Raw genomic sequence first — 25,506 nt, forward strand, 5'->3', positions numbered from 1 at the left:
CGCTTTTTGATCTGTTCTTGTTTCACACTTCATTGGTTTTTATACGCTTGTTTCTCCATTCCAAACAGACATACCTTCTGACACTGAAATAACATTATATCCATAATTTTCAAGAAATGAACAAGCATGCTCTGAACGGACACCATGCTGACAAATAACATAATGTGGTTGTTCTCGATTGATTTCAGCCATTGTTTCTGGTAATGTTGACAGCGGAAAATTTTTGGCGATCCCGATATGATCTTCTGTAAATTCTTCTTCCTCACGGACATCGATAATTGATATCGGCTGATTTGTTGTAAGTTGGATCAATTCCTTTAATTCTTTATTAGATATTCTCTTCATTAGATTCCTCCTGCAGTTTTTTCATATACCAAACATCCATAATACTATGAACAGAACCACCTAATGGTTTGTCTAGTTTCTGGAACCCAAATGAACGATATAATCCATTCGCCTTATCCATTTTTATCATGGTTTCTAGATAACAGTGATCATAATATTCTTTTGCATAACTCAATGCTGTTTTCATCAATGCTTTCGCGATCCCCTGCCCTTGAGCTTCTGGTATCAAATAAAGCTTTTGAAGCTCACAGATCCTCGCATCAATGTTAAAAGGAGCGATACCACAGCCGCCCAATATTTTTCCATCTTTTTCGGCTACCCAATAAGCAGCATGCGGCTGACGCGCATAATAGTGACTTAAATGGCTTAGTTCACGATCAAAGTATGCCGTTCCCTCAATAGCTAGGTCAAAAGATTCAAGTGTTTCTTTTATGATTTGTTCGATTGCTTTGTCGTCTTTTTCTAGAATTTCTCTGATGATCATGAATTTCACCTCATTAGCAGTATACCATTGTTCTTATCCACAACAAGTTATTCCTATTTTTTCTATGAATTTGATTAGAAATGTTCAATACAACATACTAAGATTAGAGGGTAAAGTCCTCCGTCGATGACTTTACCCTCTATTTTCCCTTTTTAGATTTATGGTACAAAATAATTTTCTTCTTAAACATTGAACTTCCACAAAAGTCACTGACTTATATAAAAAACAACTTTCCATTAAATCAATCCTTTCTGCTTTAATGAGAAGTTGTTTTCTTATTCAGATGTATTCGTGATTTCTGCTTCATATAGTTGATAAAGTGCTTCTTGTCGACTTTTCAATAGCTCTTTTGCTTCTCTCACTGTAAGAGCATTTGGATCTGTTTCAGAACTTACCTCAACCAAAATATCGTTGTCGACCATTTCTCCTGAAAGTATTGATCCATCTTTTAATGCAACGATTTTATCAGTATCTTTATTGTCAAAAAATAATTCTTCGATTCCTGCTTCACTGGGATACCCAAAGCGCTGATATAATTCCTCATCACTCATTTCATACATTGAAATGGTTAGAAGTCCTGGCGCCTTTTTATATTCTGCTCGGGGTTTAGTTTTTTCCTGTTCTGTAGATTCTGCTTGCTGTTTGACATCCTCTTTCGGAACTTCTTTTTTACCAGCTGATTTTAGATATATAGTCGCACCAACACAGCCGATCAACACTAAAACAATTAGCACTATTTTACCCTTTTTCAATTTTTCCTCTCCTTTTCGATGCATCTTCCTCTCTCCTAATTATAAAACTATATGTCTTCTATGACAACCTACCTTATCCTTTCAAACTTGTTTCACCGCTTCATAGTAGCCTAGTTTATAAAAATCATACCATTGCTCAATTTCTGCTTCTGGCATTGCTTGAAGTGCGAGCAAGACCTCTTGAGCAAATTCTAAATGACCTGTTCCATTTGCTGTGATGATATTTTTATCTCTTACCGCTTGAACTTCAAGATAATGATTTTCACCTGTATATTTTCGTCCAGTATATGCTTTTAAATCCGGTAATTGATTACTTGTATGCTTCACTTTATTTAATATTCCTAATGTTCCAGCATAAACTGTAGCATCACAAATAGCAGCGATGATTGTTTCTTTTTGCTCTGCCTTTTTCACTAGATTAGCTACTTCCTCCGCTGCACTCGTTCGCCAAGATTTGCCGCCAATTAAAATGAGTGCTTCAAAATTGATTTTCTCCGCTTCAGCAAGCGTGTAATCTGGCGTAGTGGTAAAACCACCCATCGAACGGACTGGCCGTTTTGCAGTAGAAACCGTTTTGACCGTAAAGTTTTCCAATTGGTTGAGTACCGCTGCTAAAGATGCTGCTTCCCAATCTGCATATTCCTCTAGTAGTACGAATAAAATCTCTTTCATGTTCTATTCCTCCTTTACAAGCTAAGTTTATCCTACCTTAAAAGAATGACAGCAGTTTGTCAGCATTTATAAAAACATTCATCCGATAAAACATATCCTAAGAAATTGTTCATTCAAAATCTAAATACATTTGCTTATAAAAAAATATTGCAATCCTCACAACTGCAATACCTTCTGAAAATTATCTCTTCTCACACTCACAAAATAATATGATCCTTCAAAATCTCCAAATCCGTGATCAAAATCTTCCGATCCTGTATCTTGATCGCTCCTAATTCTCTTAACTGCTGCATCATGCGATTCACACTGCTAGCGGATGTAATTCCACAAAAATGAGCGATTTCTTCATTTGTAACCACAAAATCGATCAACAAGCCTTCAGCTGTTTCCACACCAAACGTATCATACAACTCATAAATCTGTGTACAGACTGCACCAAATTTTCCATTCATCAGCATCTGCTGCATTTTTTTCATCGAATACATCAAACGCACACGATAATAATCTTTCACGTACATCTGCAGGTCTTTACTTTTATTGATATCCTTCCAAAACTGTACCCGATCGATTTGGTACAACTCCGCCTGCTCTGATTCTACACGTATATTGAACGGCGCATCGATAAACTGTGAATATTCATCTCGTAACAGCGAAACGATTTCCAAGCTATTAATGTATCTTAAATTAAACTCACGGCCGTCCGGTGAGATGACACTGGTTTTGATAATACCGCTTTTCAGCACGTAAGCATAGCGATCTTGCAATCCTTCGTATGTGAGGTAATTTTTCCGTTTTTTCACAACGATTCGAAATGCGTGATCATCTAAATATTCTTGTAACACATGACTGTCCATGAGTGTTGCGCTCCCTATCCATTTTATTGTCATACTTATTTAAAAGGATATCACATCAAAAAACAATAACAAATGTTAATGATTTTTGTTGTATTTTTTTGTATTTAACCTTTTTAAACTACAAACCCGCATTTTTTTCTTTTATTTTTTTTGTATAGTATCACCTACAAAGGAATTTCAGAAAATCAATTGTAATTTCATTTTTATTTATTGAAGAAAGAAGGAATAACGAAAAATGTCGGAACAGGTAAAGGAAAAATTATTTAACAAAGGATTTATCAGTATCACCTTGATCAATTTCATCGTTTATTTAGTTTACTATTTATTGATGGTGATCATTGCAGTTATCGCACAAGATACTTTGCATGCTACATTGGGACAAGCAGGTCTCGCATCCGGGATTTATATTATTGGAACGTTGATCGCTCGACTATTTATGGGGAAAACTTTAGAATTGATCGGTAGAAAAGCAGTATTACGCTATGGCGCTTTATTTTATCTTCTAACGACCATCGCTTACTTATATATTCCAAATATAGGGATCCTTTATCTGGTTCGCCTACTCAATGGTTTTGGCTATGGCGCTGTTTCTACAGCGACGAACGCGATCGTTACGGCTTATATTCCTAAATCCAGACATGGAGAAGGCATCAATTATTACGGTTTAAGCACAAGTTTAGCCGCTGCTATCGGGCCATTTATCGGGATGGTTTTGCTAAATACGATGAACTTCTATTCCATCATTCTATTTTCAATCATTCTGATTTTACTGACTACGATCGCCTGTTTTATTTTCCCAGTAAAAAATATTCAGTTGACGCCAGAGCATCGGGCAAGTTTATCACGTTGGAACTTAGATAGTTTTATTGAAAAAAAGGTACTGTTTATTTCATCTATTGCTTTTCTGATGGGCTTATCCTACTCCAGTGTCCTTTCTTTTCTTTCCTCTTATGCAAAAGCGATCGATCTTGTGAGTGCCAGTTCTTTCTTTTTCGTTGTCTATGCCTTAGTGATTACTGCCACCCGCCCCTTATCCGGACGAATCTTTGATGCTCGTGGAGAAAATGCTGTAATGTATCCTAGCTTTATTTTCTTAACAGCAGGTCTACTCTTTTTGAGTATTACTACCAGCAGCTGGATGCTTTTTGTTGCTGGAGGATTGATCGGTCTAGGTTACGGGACATTCATGTCTAATGGTCAAGCGATTTGTTTAAAAGCCAGCCCAAATAGCCATCGAATCGGCATTGCTTTATCAACTTATTTTATTGGCTTGGATCTAGGGTTGGGTGTTGGTCCTTATATTTTGGGAGAATTACGAAGCTTTTTAACATTTCAGGAAATGTATTTTGCAGCAGCGATGATTCCAGTTGCCTGTACGATCCTTTACGCACTTTTTTATCGCTCAAAGGCAGTTGACTACACGATGAACCCGATTGAAAAACTAGAAGAACAATAATATTTTGGAGGAATGATCATGAGTACTGATGAACGCATGCTTGAGGTTTTAGAACAAACACTAATAAAAATCAATGAGTTAAACACTCGATTGAGTCACATTGAACACGATTTAACATCTATGGACAATTATCAAACGAACATGAGCTATTATGCAAAAGAAATCGAATTAGCGGCAGAAAACAATAACATCATGGGATAAAAAATAGGTTGTAGCATCGCTCAAAGAGTGATATTACAACCTATTTTCTTCTAAAATGCCGGTGTCAATGTCTCACTATATTTAGTTTCTAACAACTCTTTGACTTCGTCACTTGTCATTGCCTTTTTCAACGCTTTGATTTTATCTGATTCTTGATTATCTGTACGTGCAACTAAACTGATCGCAAAACGCTCGTCGACTTTTTCCTCTAACAAAATCGCATCTTTTGGTGTTAAACCGACCTTAGCAATATATGTTGGGTAATTATAAACCATGGCGATATCTTTTTCATTATAGGCTTCTGCTAAATTCAATAAATCAACTGAAACCCATTCAAACTTTTTAGGATTTTCTACGACATCTTTGATCGTTCCATTGAACCCAACACCATCCTTCAATTTGATCAAACCGGCATCATCCAAAATTGCTAATGCGCGACCTTCGTTGGACACATCACTTGGTAAAGCAACTTTAGCTCCTTCCGGCAAATCAGCAACATCTTGATATTCTTTAGAGTAAAAACCAACTTTCGCATTATAGATTTTTTGAACAACTACTAGATTTCCGTCTTTTTCTTCATTAAATTTCTGCATAAATGGTTCATGCTGGGCAAAATTGGCATCGATTTCTTTGGCATTCAATAGCTCATTATATTGAATATTGTCATTTACTTGCACCAATTCTACCTTATAACCATCTTCAATATTTTTCCCTGCTAATTCAACCACTTCAACAGTAGAAGGGATGTGTGATGCTACTTTGATGATTTTATCTTCTTTTTCTGTATCCGCTTTTTCCTTCTGTCCACTACATCCAACCATTGCTATTCCTGCAACAACTAACAAACTGAACCATAACTTTTTCTTCATGATTTTCTCCTAACACTTATTTTTTATTTATTCTTTTCGCGACCCAACTGCCGCTAATTTGAATCAAGCTAACAAATACGATCATTATAACGATCGCTGTATACATCACAGCGTATTCATAACGCTGATACCCATATCTCAAAGCGAAATCACCAATTCCGCCGCCGCCGATCACACCCATCACTGTAGAATAGGAAACCATGCTGATCACAACTGAGGTCAAAGCCAAAACTAAACCTGAGCGCGCTTCTACGTATAAAAAACGGAAAATCAACTGAAATCTGGTACTACCTAATGCCTGAGCTAGCTCTAAAATATCCCTAGGCACGTCCAGCAGCACTTGTTCCACTAATCTTGCATAAATCGCTACCGCTACAAAACTTAAAGGAAAAGCTGCCGCATAAGTTCCAAAAGCTGTTCCTAACACGAAGCGCGTCACAGGAATCAACGCTACAACAAATAATAAAAATGGAAATGAACGAACAATATTGATATAACCATTTAAGAATGTCCCAACAACTCGATTCGAGCTCGTTGGCTGTTGTTTCACTAAATAAACAGACGTCCCTAATGGCAAACCTACAATAATTGCTGCGGCAATGGAAATCACAAGCATGACTCCGCTCTCTGATAATGCTTTTGACAATTCAGGAAGATAGTAGCTGATTTTCTCTAAATATTCTGTCATCATATCAAACTCTCCCGAATACGTTCATAATAGTTTTCAAAGGTTAGCTGCTGCTCTTTTTTTGGCAGAGTGATTATCTCCTGCATTTGCCCTTTATCCAATATAGCCACTCGGTCACATAGATACTTGATCAAATTTAATTCATGACTGACAACGACCATCGTTGTCCCGAATGTTTGATTGATTTCTCTTAGCAGTTCCATAATGTCAGAAGCATTTTGACCATCTAAAGCAGAAGTCGGTTCATCACAAAGCAGAATCTCCGGATCAGTGATCAGCGCACGCGCGATACCAACACGTTGCTTTTCACCACCACTTAGTTGTTTCGGATAATGGTTTATTTTATCTTCCAAACCAACAAATTCAAGAACTTTCTGAATTTTATGTGCGTCATACGTCTTATTTAATCGTAAAGGCAAGCTCACATTTTCCTTGACCGTTTGATTGTAGAGTAAATTGAACTGCTGAAAAATCATTCCAACTTTCTTACGGCTTTTTCGTTTTCCCGCTTCACTCAGTATCACGATATCTTGACCAGCGATCTTTATTTCCCCTTGATCAGGTAGTTCTAATGTGTTGATCATCCGCAGTAACGTTGATTTCCCCGAACCGCTTTCGCCAATTACACCGAATATTTCATGATCATTGATCTTTAGAGTAATATCTTTTAAAGCAGGTATCACCATATTTTTATGATGATAATTTTTTGATACACGTTCAAATGTTATCATTTTACTTCCTCCGGTTTAATCTACCAAGAGCTGGATAAATTCCGCTTTCGTTATATTATTAAAATACTCATTGATTGAAATCGGCTTTAGTCTTTGCTCGATTGCGCCACTCTTATATTCGCAACCAACCAACAGCACTTCTATATCCTTAGTATCCTTTTGGCTAAAATAATCACCATAAATTGTGATAGCTGCTATACGTCCTTTTTCTACAGAGATATTAGCTTCTATAAGGCCGCCCTTGAATTTTTCTTCTCGCTTGATCGTAAATTTAGGTTCCTCTCCAAAAATCCATTCGTCATTTGCATAAATCTCTGCAACAAGCTGATCAATTGCAGCTTCATCTTCTTGTGTCAATAAATACTCATGCTCTTTGATTGCATCCAAGGTATCTACTTTGAATAGACGCACCAGTAATTGATCACGAAACTCTTCTGTAGTAAGTGTTTGATATTCCTTAGATAAAAATGGTTTGAGATTCGTCACACGGCTTCTTACAGATTTTGTCCCTTTTGATGCAAGCTTCTTTTCAGATACAGTCAATACACGACTAACTTCATCAAGATTTACATCAAACATCAGCGTTCCATGAGAATACATCTTTTTATTTTTTGTGTACATCGCGTTCCCAGAAAACTTCTTACCATCGATCAACAAGTCATTGCGTCCACTGATTTCAGCTCCAACAGCTCCCATTTCGTGTAAAGCAGCAATCAAGGGCTCTGTAAACCGTTTAAATTCACCAAATGCTTCATGATCTGCATTTACAACAAAGCTAAAACTAAGATTACCTAAATCGTCATACACAGCACCACCACCAGATAGTCTACGTGTGATCGTAATATTATTTGCTTCAGCGTATGATAAATCAACTTCTGCTCGAACATTTTGATTACGGCCGACAATCACACATGGTTTTTGAATATAAAATAAAATCACTGCTTCGTCAAAGTCTTCTTGGTTCAATATGTATTGCTCTGTCGCTAGATTTCGACGAATATCATGTGAAGACATAACTACATAATACATTTTCTTCCCCTTTTCTATTTAAGTGCTTTCAAAAATAGTCTATCACTCTCAATCATAAAATTACATATTTTTGCTTATGAAACCCATATTTTATAGTGAGAAACCATATTTTATATAACAGAAAAATGAGTTTGAAACAGTTTATAACACACAAAAAAACATATTTTATACCTATTAAACTATAAAATGACACAACAACCAGAAATGAATCTAATTGCTGTGTCATTTATTGTCTTAACTATTGTATTTAAGCAAGGGCTTTAAAAGGTAGATTTTGGATTATTAAGGTCTATTTTTTCTCTACTAAACGGATTTGGACAGCTTCCATTCGTAGTGATTTTCCTGTTGTTCCAGCTATTGTTCCATTTGAAACATATTTTTGCCAGCCGATATCTTTCACATGAGCACGATACTCAACATTATATTTCTCAGCTAATTCGCCTGTTAATTTGATTTGGATAGCTTCCATTTGTAATGACTTTCCTGTTGTTCCAGCTATTGCTCCGTTTGAAACATATTTTTGCCAGCCGATATTACGAACATGAGCACGGTATTCGATGCCACCTTCAAGCTTCTTCGCACCCTCAGGCATATCAACGTCTGCCAAGTTGATTTTTACTGCCTCAAGCGCAAGCTTTCTACCAGTTGTCCCAATGATTTCATTCATATCAACTGTCTTTTGCCAACCAATCTTGCTTACATGACCAGTCCCTTTGATAGTTGGTGCTACTTTTTGTGCATCTTCTAATTGCTTTTGTAGCTTAGCTTTTGTTTCCGCATCACGGATTCTTTCAATCGTTTTTGCCGCTGCTTCAAATTCCTTTGCTTTGATTTGAAGTGTAACAATATCGATCAAATCTTTGTCATGTGCAAGATTGTCTGCTTTGACTAGTTCAGCTACAGCTTTTTCTACTGCTGATTTTGTTGTCAGTTTAGAAACCTTTTCTTTAGCTGCAATCTTCTCTTCTGCACTTAAGTTTTCTAAAGCATCGATTTGCTTGTTTGCTTCAGCTTTCGCTGTTGCTAAGGCAATACTTTCGTCTAATTTTGCTTGATATTCTTTACGAATGCTGTCTGTTCTTAATTTGTTGATCTCTTTTTGTGCTTCCACAAAAGAACCAGACGCAATCAATTTGGTGATATTATTAACTGTTGCTTTATCAGCTACTCTATTATTTTCAGCTTTAGCTTCGTTGTAAACAGCAACCATATCTGCTTTTTTCTCAAGCGCATCTACACGGTTTTTATATGCTAACTTCTGAGCAGCAGACAATTCATCTAATAAATCGATCTGAGCTTTAATAGTTGCTTTAGCTGATGCCTCGTTAGCATTTTCTACTGCACGATCAGCAATCAATTGCTTCACTTTTATTGTAAGATCAGCTACTTCAGCTTTTGTTTTACAGTCAATTGCTTCGGAGATCAAGGATTTTTTATCTTCAGCTGTTAGTTCTGCTGAGTTATTGATTTGATCCACTAGCTCTTTTTTTGCATTTTCAAATTCTGTTTTTTCTGTTTCCAGATTAGTATTTTCAGTATTTGCTCTATTCAATACCTCAGCAACAGCAGCTGCATCTTTAGCATTTGTTACTTCTGCTTTGTAGCCATTTTTCATTTCTTGTGTTAAATAAGTCAACGCATCAATTTCTGCTTTTGCATCTGATTTTGTTTTTTCAAGAATTTTAGCCTCTTCGTTAGCATCTGCGTTCTCTTGGTCCATTGTTTTCGCTAAATCTAATACATTTGTCACTGCATCTTTATTTGTTGCTTTAGCAATATCTTTAAGTGCAGCATCTCTTTGTGCTACTGTTAAGTTTTCCAATTTATTGATTGCCTCTTTAGCTATCGTTTTAGCTTCTTCTAATTCAACCTCTGCATTAGCAACGCCTGCTTTATAATCGTCGTAAATGGCTTTATTCAATAATGCTGTGATCGCTGCTGAATCTGTCGCTGCATCAATAGCTGTTTTGGCGCTAGCTTTAGCTGCGTCAGACAGATAACCTAACGTATTTACTTTTACTTTTGCAGCCTCTTTTTCTGCAGTCAATGCTTTAGCCGCGTCTGCTTCTTTAGCTGTTTTCACTAACTCAGCAATTTCTGCTTTGTCATCTGTTGCTTCTACAGCATCTGTCTTCGCCTTCTTCTCAACTTTTGTTAAGTTAGTAAGTGCATTGATTTCTTTGATAGCTTGATCTTTGATGGCTTTTAATTCAGCTGCATTCTTTTCTACAGCTTTACGTTCTTCGGCTTGTGCTGAGGTAACGATAGCAGCAACTTCTTCCGATGTTTGAGCTAATTCTACATCTTTTAGATAGTTCGCTTTTAAAGTTGCATCGATCGTCATTAGTCCTCCAATCAATGAAGTCGCTGCACTTTTAGCTTCTGCAAGCTCTTTTCCTTTGATTGAAGCTGCAGCAACAAATGATAGCCAGTCTGCTTTTACTACTGCAACAGCCTCAAGTGTTTTGGCAGAATCGATTCTGCTATTAAATGCACTTACATCTGCATCAGTAATTTGCTGATTTGTTTTTTTCTCATTGGCAATTTCAGCTTTAAGTTCAGATTTTGCTGCATTTAATTTTGCTGATTGATCATTCGCTGTAGCATCTGCTATTGCTTTTTCGATCTCGCTAGTTAGAGCATTTAATTTTGCTAATGCTGCATCACCCGATTCTGCTGCTGCAGCATCGATTTTCGCATCAAGTTCTGTTTGTTTTGACGGATTCAACAAGGCTAATTTCGCTGTTTCTACTTTTAATTCTGTAACCTTAGTTGTCACTGCAGTTGCTAATCTTGCTTCATTTTCAGCTTTTGCGCCAGTTACGATCCCATCGATCGCACCCTTATCTTCAGCCTTATCAATCTCTGTATAAAAATTTTGTTTTTCAATTTCTTGTAATTGGCTCAAGCTGCTGATCACATTCTTTTGCTCTGCTTTATATTTTGGAAGATCTGCAAGTGCAGCATTCAGCTCGACATTTTCTTTTACTAAAATATCAGCTGCTTCTTTATTTTTAGCTAGCTGTTTATCAAATGCTTCTTTAAAGGTACTATATGTTGTCGAATCAGCAATTGCATTGAAAGTACTTTTTAATGAGTCAAGTGCTAATGCTGTACTAATAGCATTTTTAGCAGCTTCTTTTTGAACTGTTGATAACGAGGTTAAACCATCGATTTTACTAACATACAGAGCATCTACGACTTTTACAGCTTCTGCAATATCTTCTCTATATGCCTTTAATAACTCTTCTTCAACTTTTTCTTTTGTATCTGATTTCTGCACATCTGCCACATATGTTGCTTTTGCTTCTGGTGTCAATGAAACTAATGCATTGATATTTGTCGTTGCTTGTTCAATCAGCTCTAAAAGCTCATTATCTACAGCTCTTGCTTGCGCTGCTATAGCATCTGTTTGTTCTGCATCAGACACAGCCAAAACTGCAACTGGACTCAATGCATTAAGTAACAATCCTAATACGACTGGTGCTACTACCCATTGTTTTTTTCTCTTGTACATCTTGTAGATTTTTTTTGTGTTGCTTTCAGGACTTAAATCGTCTTTTCTGAAATTTTTGTTGCTCTTCATTAACCAATACCTCCAAAATATTTTTTTAAATACCAAAATCAATTAGTATCCATTCAAAGTAAAATAATGGACACGACCAAAAAAATCCATATAATAAAGTACAGAACATAAATAGATCAGGACGTATCCAGTTCGTTTTTCATTTCTTCTTTTTTGTAGGAACAAGAAAGAAGTTTTTTTAGCTTGTCCTTCAAGTTCTAAAAACTTTATGACGGCTAAGCTGACGGGTATTAAATAACGTATAACATAAAAAAATGCTGAGCACACATCTAAATTAAAGATGTTCTCAACATTTATTATCTATTAAATTGCTGCTATTTTTTCCATTGCTTTACGCTCATCTTGCATAAATGAACTCGTATAAACATCTAAGGTCATTTTTGTAGAGGTATGCCCAAGTATTGAACTTATCGTAGCGATATTTACACCCAACTCTAAACAACGGGTAGCAAAAGTATGACGCAGAGAGTGGAAAGGCAATGGAGTGATTTTAAGCTCTTCTTGTAACTTTTTGAAGCGATAAGTAATCGTCCTTGGTTCAGTACATGAATCTTTTATGCCAACAACATATGGACTATGTGATGTCTTTTTTACTTCTGTCAAATATTCTTTTAGTTGATTTGATAACGGTAAGACTCTTTCTGATTGAAAGGTTTTGGGTGTTCCTTCAATTAGAGCCGTTTTTCCTAAGCCAACTTGCAATCGTTGCAACGTTCGTTGAATATGAATGGTCTTTTCAGAGAAATCAATATCAGTCCATCTCAATGCACTAATTTCGCCAATACGCATCCCTGTTTCTAGAGCAATAAGAATAGGTAAATATTTTTCTTCTTTGATAGTTGCTGCTTTAATCATTTTCTGTTGTTGCTTTGAAAAAGCTTTGACTCTCTGCTTTTCTAATTTGGGTAACTCAATCATGAGTGTTGGATTTTTACTTATTAATTCCTGTTTCAATGCTTGAGATAGAGCATTTTTTAATACTCTGTGAACTGCATGCACAGAACTCGAAGAAAGCTGTTTATTTAATTGTAATAACCATTGATCAATATCAGTGGGTAATAATTCTTTTAAGAGAATCGTTCCTATATGAGGCAATATGTGTAATTGTACTTTGCTTTTATAGCCATTGTAAGTACTCAGCTTAACCCTAGGTTTTACAATAGTTTCTAGCCAAAGTTTTAACCAATCACCTAATGTACCATCGTACGCGATCTGTAAGTCATCGGATTTCAACGTTTGAGCTTTTACAAGCATTAACTTTTTTTTAACATCTACGTATTTTCTAGAATAAATATATCCATAGCGGATTTTCCCGTCGACCTTTCTTTCTTTAATATATCTTCCTTCCCAGCGTCCGTCTTTTCGTTTATATATATTTTCCCCTCTTTTAGCCATTATAAAATCCCTCTTTCATTTTCCAATTTGTGACGGCGTATTTGACGGCTTTGAAAAAAACATTAGCTAAACCTTGATTTAGCAGTATTCATAAAGCTATCTATACCCATTCCCAATTTTTCAGGGGAGAATTTTTCATTCATAAATCGTCAAAATACAAAATAGATGCATTTTTTCATTATTCTATACGAGTTGCAGAATAACATTATGAACGTTCTTTAATAACATAAAAGATCAAGACTATTTTTATAAAACCAATTGCAGCAATACCTATTGACAGTATCCATACTTAAATAGTACAATACTAGGTGTTGAATGAATAAATATGTTTATAAAACCAACATTTTTTATTCATCAAAATTTAATTCTCATTTCTTGTTCCTACAAAGAACAAGAAATTTTTTATATTAAAATTCTACCTACGTTAAACCATTTCTTCTTTTATGCATTTTTCATTTCTTAGCAGATTAGTAAATTACTCCCCCTAATTAAATTTATTCCATCTTTCCATACCATACTCACAATATACCTTGTTTATTCAATTGATGTTTTACTATCACTCTCCCTATTTTATAAATACGCAATTTTATTACTTTCCTATTTTTTGTGTATCATTTTTATGGTATCGCATTCTAAACCACTTTTCTATTTTATTTTTCACAAAAAAACACTTCCACTGATCTACTCAGTAAAAGTGTCTTTCTTCATCCTCTATCTTAAAATTTCGGTTTAGCTGCAATCATTTCTTGATACCATGTAAATGATTTTTTCTTCATTCTTGCCAAACTACCTGTTTGGTCATCATTTTTATCCACATAGATAAATCCATAACGTTTTTTCATTTCTCCAGTAGTCGCACTAACCAAATCGATCGGTCCCCACATCAAATAGCCAAAACAGTCAACATAGTCTTCTACGATTGCTTTTTCCATTTGCTCTAAATGCTTTTGGACATATTCGATTCGATAATCATCTTGGATCGTTCCATCTGCTTCAAGCTGATCAACTGCTCCCAAGCCATTTTCAGTAATGATGATCGGTAAACTGTAACGGCGATAAATGTAATTCAATAAGTAACGCAATCCAGTAGGATCAATCGCCCAGCCCCATTTGCTTTGCTCTAAATAAGGATTTTGAGTACCACCGAACAGAGTCTCTTCATTTTCATCATCACCTTCGTAATGCGCAACACTTGAAGAATAATAATTCAGTCCGATAAAATCAAGCTTTCCTTCCGCAAAGGCTACTGCATCTTCTTCTGAAATAACCAATTCGATTCCTTGTGTTTGGTATTCCTTTAATTTATATTCCGGAAATCTCCCCATGCACATTGCATCGATCTGATAAAATTCTCGATCTGTTTCCTTAAATGAATTCATCACATTTTGCGGATCACAGTTCAATGGATACGCAGGCGTCAAACCAAAAACACACCCTATCTGATTTTCAGGATCAACTATACGAGCAAGTTTAACCGCTTTAACACTTGCTAAGGTCATATTATAACTGATCCTTGCCAGTGTTTGTTTTTTATTGTCCATCTCTGTATACTTCAAGCCAGCAATGATATAGGTAAAAATGTCAGAAGCCTCCGTCTGCGGATCGATATGATTCATCTCGTTGAAGGTCACCCAGTAACGCACTTTGCCTTTCAATGCTTCAAACATCGTTTGGCAATAGTTCAAATAGAAATCGACTACTTTAGGATTGACCCATGAGCCATATTCTCTCACTAAATGAACAGGCATCTCAAAATGATACAACGTCACAATCGGCTCAATACCATGCTTTAATAATTCATCGACAACATTTTGATAAAACTGAATCCCTAATAGATTTGGTTCTTGTTCATTCCCTTTTGGATAAATCCTTGACCAATCGATCGAAATACGTAATGCCTTGAAGCCCATTTCCGCAAATAGCGCAATGTCTTCTTTATATCGATGATAAAAATCGATTCCTTCATGCGATGGGTATCGTTTACCTGGTTCTATTGTTTGACAGATTTCACGCGGCTCCTCATACGTTCCTTGAGTCACTAGGTCCATGATGCCGATTCCTTTGCCATCTTGATCCCACGCACCTTCGCATTGATGAGCGGCAATACTGCCGCCCCATAAAAACTCAGCTCTTCTCATTTCATAAACTCCTTATCTTCATTTCATCACTTTTATCTGGCTTCTATAGAACTACTGTCAAACAAGCAGCATCTTCTAATTCATTGTCCTCTGCTGCCGGAATCACATCTAAATAGTCTACTGTATTTGTGATGACTACAATCACAGTTGGATCATAACCTGCTTCTTTGATACCAGCAAAATCAACTGTCGCTATTTGTTGGCCTGCCTTTACTTTATCACCTTGCTTCACGATCGTATCAAAAAATTGTCCGTCAAGTTCCACCGTATCGATCCCAATATGGATCAATACTTCGATCCCTTGCTCTGTTTTCAATCCGATCGCATGCTTTGTTGGGAAAACAACTGAAATTTCGCCATCACTTGGTGCTACGATTTGATCATTCGCGGGAATGATCCCTAATCCTTTACCTAAAGCTCCCGTAGAAAATGCTTGGTCATTGACCTCAGCTAAAGGAACGATTTTCCCCTCAACTACACTACCCAATGGCACTTTCTTTAAGCTGGTTCCATTCTCTACAACATCGGTCATCTCTGAAACTTTCTCTGCTTCTTTGTCTTCTTGCGGAATTCCTAAAACAAACGCAGCGATCGCAGCACCCACAAAACCGATCACGACACTAATGATCATAAAAACTAGGTTTGATATATCTTGATTATCCGCATATGAAGGCAGACCCATCAAGCCCCAAACGATCGAATATGTTTTTACTTTCATCAATCCAGCAAACAGACCACCTAAACCACCACCGATCATCACAGCGATGAAAGGTCTTCTGAACTTGATGAAGGCCCCGTAAATTGCCGGTTCTGTAACACCCATAAGAGCACTAAAACTAACTGTACCGAATAATTGTTTTTGTTTGGCATCTTTGGCTCTTAAGAAATAGCCTAACATAGCACCAGAAACAGCAATATCAGAAATCGTAGCTGCTGCTAAGAAAATTGGATCATAGCCCATTTTATTTACAAAATTCAATGCAAGCGGCATCATGAAATTGCCTGCGCCCAGCATGATCAAAAATGGTTGTAACGCAGCGTACAACATCACAACGATCCAACTGCCGAAAGTATTGTGCAATACTTCAAAGAACCAGCCGATACCATCACCGATCCAAATCCCGATCGGCCCAAAAATCAACAGCGTTACAGGTAAACAGATCACCATGATCAATAACGGATTTAAAAAATATTGTAAAAATTTAGGTACATATTTATTTAAAAGAACCGTCAATTGTCCCATAAACCAAACCGCTAAAATAATCGGGATGAACGAGTTCGCATAGACCATTTGCGGTAACTTGATTCCAAAAATACTCAACCCTGCCACATCATTGATCGAACTTGAAACAAGTACTGCAGCTAGTGCCACAGCTAAGTACGGACTTGCTTTTAAACGTTTTGCACAAGACATAGCGATAAAAATCGGTAAAAAGAAAAATACTGAAGAACGGATCGAATCTAACAATTGATAGGTCGGGCTATCTGCTGAAATCAATCCCGTGATTGAAAACAATGATAGAAAACCGGCTAATAGGCCCGATGCAATGATCGGCTCGATCACAGGAGTCATCGTTTCTGATAAAAGATCCATGATAGCTTTTAAAGGATTTTTCTTAGCATCGCTACCTTTTTCGTCATCTGTAACAGGAGATAAGCCCAGCATACTGATCAGTTCAGCGTGTACTTCGTTGACATGAGTCCCGATGATTATTTGATAAGCGACATTGTTCGATACAACATCGATGACACCATCTAAGGCTTTTAGCTCCTCTGTTTGTGCTTTTGAACGGTCTTTCAATGTAAATCTTAGCCGAGTCATACAATGTACGACTGCTTGAATATTGTCTTTGCCACCTACAAGTCTGATAATGTCTTCATTAAATGTTTGATAGTTCATTTTATTCTTTCCTCTCTCTTTGACTCCGATGCGTTACGCGATGGATATGCAGCATGAGATAGGTTTCTTCATCGATCGTCAGATCACAGGCATATTTTTGTTGAACATAGACTCTGATTTTTTGCACACATTCAAACGATTCTTTATATAATGATTTGATTTGTTCATTTAAAATCGTGTCACTTTCTTCATGATTGCTTTTCGTAAGAAGCCGTTGAATAAAGTATTGCAAATGAGTCATTAGTCTCATATAGTTCAGCGAGCCTTCATCTAATTTGATCTGAAAATGATATTGAATGATCGATAGAATATCTCTTAAACTTTCCATCGAACGAATCGTTTCGTCCAAATTATTCTTATCCTCCTGCAGATTAACGAAATGAAGAGCGATCGATACGGCTTCATCTTCTGGAAATGCCACTTGAAATTGTTCATTGATCAAATCAAGAGCATACATTCCGATCTCAAAATGCTGCGGATAAAATTTCTTTACTTCCCAAGTCAATGGGCTGCGAATAAATTGTCCTTTTGCTGCACGCTTCAATGCAAATTCAATGTGATCCAGTAAGGTCAAACTTAGATAGTCATTTGATTTTTCATTTAATTTTTCTTCGCCATAAGCAATGATTTGATTCACTAAGGTAATATGACTAGCGTCCGAATGAGCTAATAAATAGCTGAAATGCTCAAGCATATCATTAGAATCCAATACGTAGGTTTTTTCAATTTCGTTTTCATGAATGACTTGTCCGACTTTTTTTCGAAACGCTAATCCTTTAGCATAAACAATGACCTCATTATCTCCTCTGCTTACGATCGCAACATTGTTGTTTAGAATTTGACTTACTTTCACTTTCTTACTCCTTTCCAGAAAAAAAACTCAAATTACCCGGGAAAGGACATTCCTAGGTAATTTGAGTTCTGCCTGCATTATTCAGTAACATACTCTATAAAATGACTGCCTCGTCATTATCAGTTTTTTTTCTTGCTTCTAGTATAATGCATCTTCATAGAATTTGCAACGCTTTCATGGAATCAATTCGAGTCTAGTTTAACTAAGCTAAATCTGCACCATTTGTTTCGATGACTTTTTTATACCAATAAAATGAATCTTTTCTTGAACGTGCAAGTGACCCGTTTCCTTCATCATCTAAATCAACATAGATAAAACCATATCGTTTAGACATTTCACTCGTGCTGGCACTGACTAAATCGATACAGCCCCATGGTGTGTAGCCCATCAAATCAACGCCTTCATCGATCGCTTGTTCCATCTGTTCGATATGACTTCTTAAATAATCGATACGATAGCTATCATGGATACTGCCATCTGCTTCAACGACATCTTTAGCACCCAACCCATTTTCTACAATGAATAATGGTACTTGATAGCGATCATAAAGCTTATGCAATGTCACACGCAGACCAACTGGATCGATCTGCCACCCCCAATCGCTAGCTTTTAAATAAGGATTTTTCTTAGAGCCTAGTAAGTTTCCACCCGTTGTATCTCCATCCTTTTCGTGAGAAGCAATGCTGCTCATATAATAGCTAAAGGACATAAAATCAACGGTTCCTTCTCTAAGGATTTCATCATCTTTTGCTTCTTTTTCGATCGTGATATTATGATCACGGAAAAATTTATTCATATAACTTGGATAATAACCGCGAATTTGAACATCAGAATAAAATAGATTATTGTGGTCGCTATCGATACTTTCCATGACATCCAAAGGATTACATGTTTCAGGATAAGCTTCCATTCTTGCTAACATACACCCGATTTTTGCATCTGGTATGGTTTCATGACAGGCTTTGACTGCTAGAGCACTCGCAATAAATTGATGATGTGCTGCTTGATATTGAGCCTGTAATAAGTTTTCATGTCCGTCAGCTAAGATTCCGCCACTTAGATAACCCGTCATTCCGATAATGTTGATTTCATTAAATGTCAACCAGTATTTTACTTTGTCTTTATAACGATTAAATAAAACACGGGCATAGCGTTCAAAATCAGCAATCGTTTCACGACTCTCCCAGCCATTTTGCTTGAAGGCTAAACCTAAAGGAAATTCATAGTGAGAAATCGTAACAAGCGGCTCGATCCCATAACGCAAGCATTCATCAAAAACCGCGTCATAAAATGCTAAGCCCGCTTCATTCGGTTCTGCCTCATCGCCATTCGGAAAAATCCGCGGCCATGAAATCGATAAACGAAAGGTCTTAAATCCCATTTCAGCAAATAATGCGATATCTTCTTTGTATTTATGATAAAAGTCGATCCCATGTCTTTTAGGATAAATTCCTTCTTTGTCATTCATCGCAAACTCAACATCCGCTTTAGTTGTTGGTTTCAGCAACTCCGACATACTAATGCCATTTTCTTTTACATAACGGGCAGTGTCTGCCGTTGACCATCCTTTACCATCTTCTAAAAATGCACCTTCAAATTGATTGGCTGCTGTCGCACCGCCCCATAAAAAATTCTGTGGAAATCCGCTCATTCATTCCCATCCTCTCGGTCATTGATTTAGTGTATAATAGTTGTAACAAACTTATCTTAGCATGAGAACAGACATTATTATTTTTTTGTTGCACTGGCTATTTTCATTATTTCGATTCATTTTCATGATCGTGAAAATGAGTTATAGAAAAGGAGTTTTCGTTGATGCTCGATCTACTTGATTTCCTGCATTTTTTAAATACAAATAAACGTGATACAACCTATGCCCGAATCATCATCTATCTACTGAACCATTCAAAAGAAATCCAAACATTGACGATCACTGAAATCGCTGAACGTTGCTTCGTTTCACCGGCAACACTGACACGGTTTTGCCGCCATTTTGGTATTACCAATTTTGCTGTATTACGTGACTCATTAGCCTCATTGAGCATGATGAAAAAGCATAACGGACTAAGAATGAAAGAACAAGAGTTGATCGATCTAAAAAATGATCCTAAAGAGTATCTGATTTCTTATGGAAAAGAAATCAATACAGCAATAAATGACGTTCTTCAAACAATAGATATCGAGGAAGTCGATCACATTTTAGATGATATTCAACAGGCCGAAGAAGTTGTGCTGATCGGCTATAGCTCAACGCTAGAGTTAGCCAAAGAATTACAAACTTCGTTTTTACTTAGTCAGAAGCTGGTCTTTGTAGGCGAAACAGAAGAAACACAACAGTCACTTGTCGCGGACTTAAAAGAAACTTCTGTAGTGATCGTGATTTCTTCTTACGGCTCTTTGCTAAATAAAAGCAGTGATCTTATGAGAAGAATCAGTGACAGTCCAGCAAAATCGATTCTCTTAACACAACATACACAAAATACATTGACCTATTTATTTGATTTATCTGTCAATGTGACCACAACAAACTATGTTCGGATCGGAAACTACCCTTTGATGTTTTATTTGGATTATCTGGTTCGGCGGTATGCTAGCTTATATCAGTGAAAGACAGTGAATAAAGTGAACTGATCTTGAACAGCACAAGACTTTCGTAAGAAAGTGTTGATCATTTATGTTATCAAGCTACACAGGCTAGCTCTTCGGAAAAAGATAAAAATAGAGTGAGACAAAAAGCGTCTCAATCGATTTTTCCTATTTTTCTGTCAGAGCTTGACGAGCCTGTTCCGCTTTTGCTGAGAAACACAGTGAATGAAATGAACTGATGTTGAACAGTACAAGACTTTCGTAAGAAAGTGTTGATCATTTATGTTATCTAGCTGCACAAATCAATCCTTAGGAAAATAGACAAATTACCAGTGAGACAGAACGCGTCTCAATGGCAATTTCCTAATTTTCTACAGGATTGAACGATTTGTTCCGCTTTTAAATTAAGGAGGATCTATGGCTTTATTTGATTTTTTTAAACGTGAAACACCGAAAGAAACAATTGATTTAGACAAAGAAGCGACAAGAATCGCTGCAATTTATGAAACATATCCAGAATTTCCAGTAATGTCTGCAGATCGGGATGTGGATATTTGGTTACAGGCAATTGCAAATGGTTCCGTAACGATCGTTCCTAAAGAACATATGACCCGTAATGAAGATGGGTTGTTGCCTGGCGAGGTCTTATTACTGGATTGGGTCAATGAGAAGGATTCTACGTTTACCGATTTTCCAGATTTTTTTGAAATGGAATTTGGGATCGATCCTGTAGAGGCAACCAATCAATTACTATTTTCGGACTATCTAGATATTTTGAATGAGCCTTCTGTGCTTGAATTTTGGTCACTAACTCAACTAAATGATGTGCTGGAGGAAAATAGCTTAACAAGCTGTTCAGACAAAAAGCAAGCTATCATCAAAATAAAAAAAGAGTTTTCTAAAGATTATATTACAAATATGATCGATCCGGGAATCTATGTACTGATGGAAAAAGGACAAAAAATTGTAGAAAAATACGCCGATTTTATCCATGAGTATCTAGATACCCCACCTAAGTAAACAACCATAAAAAAGCATGCTAAAACTAGCAATCGGTTTTAGCATGCTTTTTATTTTATCCAATCAATTCCCAAGGTCCCCATTCTTCTGTTCCTGGAACGTTTCCTTGTGTCCACCATTTTGCTTTGTAGGTCTTTCCTTGATACGTCACGATTTCTCCACCATTGTAGGCTTTTGATGCATCCCAGGCATTTGATACTGGAGGAGTCGTACTTTCTTTGGTTTTCACACTAACTGCATTACTATCTGCTGAAAGGTTTCCAGCAGCATCGTAAGCCTTCACTGTATATGAATAAGTTGTATTTGCTTTTAATGTTGTATCAGTATACGTTGTACCAGAAACTGTTCCGACTAATACACCATCACGATAAATTTTATATCCTGCCAATTTCACATTATCTGTTGACGCTGTCCATGTCAATGTTGCGGCTGTCTCTGTGATCGTTCCAGCTGTAAGATTTCCCGGAACAGTTGGCGGTGTCGTATCTGATGGATCTGGGATCACTGTACCGCCGCCATAGATTGTTTGACGACTTAATTCAGCACCATTTTTAGCAATTCGTTGAGATAATTCAATACTGCTGATGCGATTTACATCAGTTGCTGCTGCACTTGATTTTAATCGGAATGTGTAGCTGGCACCTTGCGGTATTTGCTGCGCATCATAAACAGAAGATAGATCAACGACTACAAAACCATTAGTAGTTGTCACTGTACCAGCTTTATAGTCGCCAGCAGTCAACGTTTCTGCTGCATTGACTGGAATATACAGTTTAGGTAATTTTACTGTTTCAAATGCCGCTTCCACAGCAGTTAACACATCTCCTGTTTCTCCTGCGCTTTCATTGTTTTTGATCGTTATTTCGTAACCAACACCATTTTCACTATATGGAGCAATCGTTGCTTTCACATTCAAATCAGCATAGACTGTTTTGTTTGCAGGTAACGCTGTTGCGCCAAATAATCCTGCCTTGATTGCTTTTGTCAGCTCATCACGTTTTGTTGTATCAGTTGTTTTATCTTGTGATTGCATCCATGAAATCACACCGCCCAGCTGGTTATTTTTAACATATTCAGCTTTATAGCCAATAGAACGAGTATTATCGTAAGTATAAAACTCTCCTGTTGTTTGGCTATACATATAAGGCGCTTTAGCGACATCATCCCAGTATTCTTTCAGGTCTGGAGATTTGACTTTCAAATCAGCAATATTTCGATATGGCCAAACACCACCAGCACGTCCACCGTCACCAGATTTTAATGGATTTTTGTTATTTGCCCCATAAGTCGGTGATAAATCGGCATCTTTATTATTTTTTTCTGCTGCTTGGAACAATCCAGGATGCTGTGTATCAGTTCCTGCTGCCACTTTATTCCAGCCGCGTGTATAAAAGGCTGCTCCGATGACGATTTTGCTTGAAGGAGCACCATTTGCCTGAAGATATTTTACTGTTTGGTCTACAGAAAAACCACTAGCATAATTAGGATCAGCCGGATTGCCGTATAAAGCAGTATGATGGGCACTATTTGGCGTCCAAGCACCATTCATATCATACGTCATTACATTTGCAAAATCGACTACATTGAATAATTGCGCTACATCAACCCCATTTTTTAGCGTACTTTGAGCAGCTGGTAAAGCAACGGATAATTCATAGGTTTTTCCTAAGTCTTTTCCTTGTTTATCGATCGCTGTACGAATTTCTTGTAGTAATGTGATGAAGTTTTGCTTGTCTGCCGGTTTCGCATGAGGTGTTCCCTCATCGTTTGTGTTATCTACTTTATCTGGTTCACGAACTGAAGCAGGATATTCCCAGTCCAAATCAACAAAGTCCATATTCGTATATTTGATAAATTTGGCAATATTATTTACAAAATTTGCACGAATCGTTGGATTTGCTGCTACATCAGAAAAGTCTCCTGATTTAGACCAACCGCCAATCGATACACCGATTTTTAAATTCGGATTTTTTGCACGAACATCTTGTATAGCATTCAAAATTCCCGAGCTTGCACTATTCCACTGCACGCCATCTTGTCCAACTGGCGCTCCAACAGCAGCATCTTTATCGGTAAATTTCAAATTCCCATTTCCATCAAAATCTAAAAACGCAAAGTTCAAATGAGTCAATTGATCTGCTGGAATGTCTTTAGGATAAAAATTCTCTTCGCCTCCCCAAATCGACCAATCACCATAATACATGACATTACGATATTTTGGAGATTCTGCCGCCTGTACGACCTTTGTTGAAGCAATTCCTGATAAAGATAATACCAAACTAGAAGCAATAAGAACAAGCAATGATAAAACGTTTACATTTTTTCTAAACACCTTTTTCAAACTTTCCACCTCTTTTAATGTTTTTCATACCTGGTAATACTCTTTATGAAGTTCTCATCCCTGCGTCCATCCCGTAGCCAGCTATCCATCTCCTTTACTATTCAGTCACTAAAAGAATAAATCAATTTGCAAATAAATGCGAATAATATACTTTCAAATCATATATTTTTATAATCTATATATTATCCAGTGGATCAAATATGTAAATTCAGTGCTAAATCTTTTAATCCAGCAATGTTTAACTCATATCTTTTTCCTTGTTTTTTTATCAAACCTAATTGTTGAAACTCATTGAAGGTATAGATTAAATGACGATAGCTGACCCCTAAAAATTCAGCCGTCTCTGTATGTTTTTCCTGATAAATCCCTGCCATTTCTGTTTGCAGCATGTACGCTGCCAAACGATGCTTCAATTCATAGTTTTGATTATTCGAAAAATGTTCCACCCGTAATAAAACCTTTTTCCCCAAGTATTTAGCGATCGTTTTCAGAAAGTGATTATCAGCCAACAGCTCTTGTTTGACTCTACGATACGGTAACGCTAAACAAATACAGCGATCGATCGTTTGAACATCTTTGACTTGATCCTCCACTTCTAACAAAGACAACTCTCCAATAAAATCACCTGTTGTCAAAAATTGAAGTAATGAACGTTTCCCATTTTCGTGGATCTTGTAGATTTTTGCTCGCCCTTCGATCATAAAAAAAAGATGCTCAACAGGTTTATCAAAACGAACGATATAGTCATTCTTCTCATAGACAAAAAGACTCGCTGCTTTTAAGCTTTGCTCTGGAAATTTTTCGAAGATGGTTTGAGAAGTTTCTTTGGTCAATTTTTTTAAGTCATGTAACGGATATATTTTCATAAGTCCTCCTAAAAATGTGAGATATCTCCTATTATTATGAAGCATTATCGATTAAATTACTATTATAAAGTTCAATAATTATTGGAGGCGTGTCATGAAAAAAATTATAGCATCTATTTTATTTTATGCACTTAGCGGTGTTGGGATCAGCTTGACTTTAAAAGCAGATATTGGAGTCAGCAGTTTCAATTCACTTAATGTAGCTGTATCTTCTATCAGCGATATCAAAGTTGGAACGGTCACATTTTTATTCAACAGTCTATTTTTACTAGCGTATATTTTATTAGCTAAAAAGAAGGAACCCTTGAAATATGCTTTAATGTTTGTTTCCATTTTATGTTTGGGAAATATCATCAATTTCTTTTCTTACACTGTTTTCGGAGGACTGCAGCTTGACAATTATTTCTTGAAGCTATTAGTCTTTGTCCTTGGAACTGTGATTGCTGGTTCCGCTACAGGAATGGTCATTTCTTTAAATATTCTGCCATTTCCGATCGAAAGTGTCTGTATTCGTCTATCTGAGATGTCAGGTGCCCCATTCTCTAGATTTAGATATGGCGTCGATATTATATCCGTCTCCATCTCTCTAGCGATCTCTCTATTTTATCATTTACCGATTTTTGTTAGAGAAGGAACGATCATTAGCCTGTTCTTATTATCTGGGGTCATCTCATTCACCAAAAAAGCTTATGAAATGAACTTTACTAAACAGGAAGCCTAAAAAACAGTGGTGATAGAAG

At 36.7% G+C, this 25,506-nt stretch carries 22 protein-coding genes; 5 read left to right on the forward strand and 17 right to left on the reverse strand.

The window, feature by feature from the left end:
• Positions 1-39: 39 nt before the first annotated feature.
• The 5 genes from A5889_RS06905 to A5889_RS06925 all read right to left on the reverse strand — a co-directional run bounded on the left by A5889_RS06905 (position 40) and on the right by A5889_RS06925 (position 3,107).
• Positions 40-345, reverse strand: coding sequence for a rhodanese-like domain-containing protein (locus A5889_RS06905; protein ID WP_087640824.1), 306 nt, complete (start codon positions 343-345; stop codon positions 40-42).
• Positions 329-829, reverse strand: a complete 501-nt coding sequence (locus A5889_RS06910) for a GNAT family N-acetyltransferase (protein WP_087640823.1) — start codon at positions 827-829, stop codon at positions 329-331. The genes A5889_RS06905 and A5889_RS06910 overlap by 17 nt, the downstream gene beginning before the upstream one ends.
• A gap of 275 nt (positions 830-1,104) precedes the next feature.
• Entirely contained in the window at positions 1,105-1,605 is a 501-nt protein-coding gene (locus A5889_RS06915; RefSeq protein WP_087640822.1) for a hypothetical protein, read from the reverse strand.
• 57 nt (positions 1,606-1,662) lie between these two features.
• Complete coding sequence (locus A5889_RS06920; RefSeq protein WP_087640821.1) at positions 1,663-2,253, reverse strand: DJ-1/PfpI family protein; 591 nt, start codon at positions 2,251-2,253, stop codon at positions 1,663-1,665.
• 197 nt (positions 2,254-2,450) lie between these two features.
• Positions 2,451-3,107, reverse strand: coding sequence for a Crp/Fnr family transcriptional regulator (locus A5889_RS06925; RefSeq protein WP_087640820.1), 657 nt, complete (start codon positions 3,105-3,107; stop codon positions 2,451-2,453).
• A 235-nt stretch (positions 3,108-3,342) separates the two neighbouring features.
• On the opposite strand from A5889_RS06925, the gene A5889_RS06930 reads away from it, so the two are divergent.
• Positions 3,343-4,563: an MFS transporter gene (locus A5889_RS06930; protein WP_087640819.1), complete on the forward strand. Its 1,221-nt coding sequence runs from the start codon at positions 3,343-3,345 to the stop codon at positions 4,561-4,563.
• A gap of 18 nt (positions 4,564-4,581) precedes the next feature.
• Positions 4,582-4,764: a hypothetical protein gene (locus A5889_RS06935; RefSeq protein ID WP_087640818.1), complete on the forward strand. Its 183-nt coding sequence runs from the start codon at positions 4,582-4,584 to the stop codon at positions 4,762-4,764.
• Positions 4,765-4,814: 50 nt separating this feature from the next.
• Here the strand turns inward: A5889_RS06935 and A5889_RS06940 are convergent, their stop codons facing one another.
• The 10 genes from A5889_RS06940 to A5889_RS06985 all read right to left on the reverse strand — a co-directional run bounded on the left by A5889_RS06940 (position 4,815) and on the right by A5889_RS06985 (position 19,604).
• Positions 4,815-5,633 (reverse strand): MetQ/NlpA family ABC transporter substrate-binding protein, encoded by an 819-nt coding sequence (locus A5889_RS06940; protein WP_087640817.1) that lies wholly within the window; start codon positions 5,631-5,633, stop codon positions 4,815-4,817.
• Between the two features lie 16 nt (positions 5,634-5,649).
• Entirely contained in the window at positions 5,650-6,324 is a 675-nt protein-coding gene (locus tag A5889_RS06945; protein WP_087640816.1) for a methionine ABC transporter permease, read from the reverse strand.
• Positions 6,321-7,052, reverse strand: a complete 732-nt coding sequence (locus A5889_RS06950; protein WP_087640815.1) for a methionine ABC transporter ATP-binding protein — start codon at positions 7,050-7,052, stop codon at positions 6,321-6,323. The genes A5889_RS06945 and A5889_RS06950 overlap by 4 nt, the downstream gene beginning before the upstream one ends.
• Before the next feature lie 15 nt (positions 7,053-7,067).
• Positions 7,068-8,081, reverse strand: a complete 1,014-nt coding sequence (locus A5889_RS06955) for a lipoate--protein ligase (protein WP_087640814.1) — start codon at positions 8,079-8,081, stop codon at positions 7,068-7,070.
• 289 nt (positions 8,082-8,370) lie between these two features.
• On the reverse strand, positions 8,371-11,667 hold the full coding sequence (locus tag A5889_RS06960; RefSeq protein WP_087640813.1) for a KxYKxGKxW signal peptide domain-containing protein: 3,297 nt from the start codon (positions 11,665-11,667) through the stop codon (positions 8,371-8,373).
• Positions 11,668-11,970: 303 nt separating this feature from the next.
• Positions 11,971-13,062, reverse strand: coding sequence for a tyrosine-type recombinase/integrase (locus A5889_RS06965; RefSeq protein WP_087640812.1), 1,092 nt, complete (start codon positions 13,060-13,062; stop codon positions 11,971-11,973).
• A gap of 716 nt (positions 13,063-13,778) precedes the next feature.
• On the reverse strand, positions 13,779-15,200 hold the full coding sequence (locus tag A5889_RS06970; protein ID WP_087640811.1) for a family 1 glycosylhydrolase: 1,422 nt from the start codon (positions 15,198-15,200) through the stop codon (positions 13,779-13,781).
• Between the two features lie 43 nt (positions 15,201-15,243).
• A complete protein-coding gene (locus tag A5889_RS06975; protein ID WP_087640810.1) occupies positions 15,244-17,100 on the reverse strand; it encodes a beta-glucoside-specific PTS transporter subunit IIABC in 1,857 nt (618 codons plus the stop codon).
• 1 nt (position 17,101) lies between these two features.
• Positions 17,102-17,953 (reverse strand): PRD domain-containing protein, encoded by an 852-nt coding sequence (locus tag A5889_RS06980; protein WP_087640809.1) that lies wholly within the window; start codon positions 17,951-17,953, stop codon positions 17,102-17,104.
• Positions 17,954-18,155: 202 nt separating this feature from the next.
• Entirely contained in the window at positions 18,156-19,604 is a 1,449-nt protein-coding gene (locus A5889_RS06985; RefSeq protein ID WP_087640808.1) for a glycoside hydrolase family 1 protein, read from the reverse strand.
• A gap of 164 nt (positions 19,605-19,768) precedes the next feature.
• Here A5889_RS06985 and A5889_RS06990 point away from each other — a divergent pair, with 164 nt between their 5' ends.
• The gene (locus A5889_RS06990; RefSeq protein WP_087640807.1) at positions 19,769-20,560 is read left to right on the forward strand and encodes a MurR/RpiR family transcriptional regulator; all 792 of its coding nucleotides are present in this window, start codon (positions 19,769-19,771) and stop codon (positions 20,558-20,560) included.
• A gap of 396 nt (positions 20,561-20,956) precedes the next feature.
• The gene (locus A5889_RS06995; RefSeq protein ID WP_087640806.1) at positions 20,957-21,559 is read left to right on the forward strand and encodes a hypothetical protein; all 603 of its coding nucleotides are present in this window, start codon (positions 20,957-20,959) and stop codon (positions 21,557-21,559) included.
• Between the two features lie 55 nt (positions 21,560-21,614).
• Here the strand turns inward: A5889_RS06995 and A5889_RS07000 are convergent, their stop codons facing one another.
• Positions 21,615-23,900, reverse strand: a complete 2,286-nt coding sequence (locus tag A5889_RS07000) for a glycosyl hydrolase family 18 protein (protein ID WP_087640805.1) — start codon at positions 23,898-23,900, stop codon at positions 21,615-21,617.
• Positions 23,901-24,094: 194 nt separating this feature from the next.
• On the reverse strand, positions 24,095-24,766 hold the full coding sequence (gene yeiL, locus A5889_RS07005; RefSeq protein WP_207114666.1) for a transcriptional regulator YeiL: 672 nt from the start codon (positions 24,764-24,766) through the stop codon (positions 24,095-24,097).
• A 94-nt stretch (positions 24,767-24,860) separates the two neighbouring features.
• Here yeiL and A5889_RS07010 point away from each other — a divergent pair, with 94 nt between their 5' ends.
• Positions 24,861-25,487: a YczE/YyaS/YitT family protein gene (locus A5889_RS07010; RefSeq protein ID WP_087640803.1), complete on the forward strand. Its 627-nt coding sequence runs from the start codon at positions 24,861-24,863 to the stop codon at positions 25,485-25,487.
• The last annotated feature ends 19 nt before the right edge of the window (positions 25,488-25,506 follow it).

It is taken from the genome of Enterococcus sp. 9D6_DIV0238 (assembly GCF_002174455.2).
Lineage (GTDB): Bacteria > Bacillota > Bacilli > Lactobacillales > Enterococcaceae > Enterococcus_L > Enterococcus_L dunnyi.

Bases quoted from the DNA above. Each gene is read 5' to 3' on its own strand.
- A5889_RS06905 (WP_087640824.1), bottom strand. From the start codon at position 345: ATGAAGAGAATATCTAATAAAGAATTAAAGGAATTGATCCAACTTACA.
- A5889_RS06910 (WP_087640823.1), bottom strand. From the start codon at position 829: ATGATCATCAGAGAAATTCTAGAAAAAGACGACAAAGCAATCGAACAA.
- A5889_RS06915 (WP_087640822.1), bottom strand. From the start codon at position 1,605: ATGCATCGAAAAGGAGAGGAAAAATTGAAAAAGGGTAAAATAGTGCTA.
- A5889_RS06920 (WP_087640821.1), bottom strand. From the start codon at position 2,253: ATGAAAGAGATTTTATTCGTACTACTAGAGGAATATGCAGATTGGGAA.
- A5889_RS06925 (WP_087640820.1), bottom strand. From the start codon at position 3,107: ATGGACAGTCATGTGTTACAAGAATATTTAGATGATCACGCATTTCGA.
- A5889_RS06930 (WP_087640819.1), top strand. From the start codon at position 3,343: ATGTCGGAACAGGTAAAGGAAAAATTATTTAACAAAGGATTTATCAGT.
- A5889_RS06935 (WP_087640818.1), top strand. From the start codon at position 4,582: ATGAGTACTGATGAACGCATGCTTGAGGTTTTAGAACAAACACTAATA.
- A5889_RS06940 (WP_087640817.1), bottom strand. From the start codon at position 5,633: ATGAAGAAAAAGTTATGGTTCAGTTTGTTAGTTGTTGCAGGAATAGCA.
- A5889_RS06945 (WP_087640816.1), bottom strand. From the start codon at position 6,324: ATGATGACAGAATATTTAGAGAAAATCAGCTACTATCTTCCTGAATTG.
- A5889_RS06950 (WP_087640815.1), bottom strand. From the start codon at position 7,052: ATGATAACATTTGAACGTGTATCAAAAAATTATCATCATAAAAATATG.
- A5889_RS06955 (WP_087640814.1), bottom strand. From the start codon at position 8,081: ATGTATTATGTAGTTATGTCTTCACATGATATTCGTCGAAATCTAGCG.
- A5889_RS06960 (WP_087640813.1), bottom strand. From the start codon at position 11,667: ATGAAGAGCAACAAAAATTTCAGAAAAGACGATTTAAGTCCTGAAAGC.
- A5889_RS06965 (WP_087640812.1), bottom strand. From the start codon at position 13,062: ATGGCTAAAAGAGGGGAAAATATATATAAACGAAAAGACGGACGCTGG.
- A5889_RS06970 (WP_087640811.1), bottom strand. From the start codon at position 15,200: ATGAGAAGAGCTGAGTTTTTATGGGGCGGCAGTATTGCCGCTCATCAA.
- A5889_RS06975 (WP_087640810.1), bottom strand. From the start codon at position 17,100: ATGAACTATCAAACATTTAATGAAGACATTATCAGACTTGTAGGTGGC.
- A5889_RS06985 (WP_087640808.1), bottom strand. From the start codon at position 19,604: ATGAGCGGATTTCCACAGAATTTTTTATGGGGCGGTGCGACAGCAGCC.
- A5889_RS06990 (WP_087640807.1), top strand. From the start codon at position 19,769: ATGCTCGATCTACTTGATTTCCTGCATTTTTTAAATACAAATAAACGT.
- A5889_RS06995 (WP_087640806.1), top strand. From the start codon at position 20,957: ATGGCTTTATTTGATTTTTTTAAACGTGAAACACCGAAAGAAACAATT.
- yeiL (WP_207114666.1), bottom strand. From the start codon at position 24,766: ATGAAAATATATCCGTTACATGACTTAAAAAAATTGACCAAAGAAACT.
- A5889_RS07010 (WP_087640803.1), top strand. From the start codon at position 24,861: ATGAAAAAAATTATAGCATCTATTTTATTTTATGCACTTAGCGGTGTT.